Source organism: Methylobacterium sp. AC315, assembly GCF_979253755.1.
This window is the reverse complement of record NZ_CEEDEA010000091.1, coordinates 1-262: the sequence shown is the minus strand read 5'-3', so window position 1 is coordinate 262 and position 262 is coordinate 1. Positions and strand designations below refer to the sequence as shown.

The 262-nt window shown below is 72.9% G+C and carries 1 pseudogene; it reads right to left on the bottom strand.

What is annotated here, in order from left to right:
* Positions 1-231 (bottom strand): annotated as a pseudogene (locus AC0IY0_RS28830) (TAXI family TRAP transporter solute-binding subunit); the annotation flags it as partial.
* Between the last annotated feature and the right edge of the window lie 31 nt (positions 232-262).

The following is a 262-nucleotide window of genomic DNA, read 5'->3' as shown; positions in this document are numbered from 1 at the left end:
CTGGAGCGCCAGGGCGCTGTCGCGCACGTCCGAGAAGCGGACGACCTTGAGGCGCACGGCCTCGCGGCTCCGGTCGAGGGCGTTCGCGTAGGCCTCGATCAGCGCGGCCTCGGCTCCGTCCGGGGGGCCGACCGCCACCGTCAGCGTGGTCGGCCGGGATAGATAGACGATGCCGGCCGCGACCGCGGCCAGCCGGAAGGCTACCAGAACCAGGAGCCACTCGCGGCGCATCAGGATCGTCGCCGCGAGTGGCTCCTGGTTC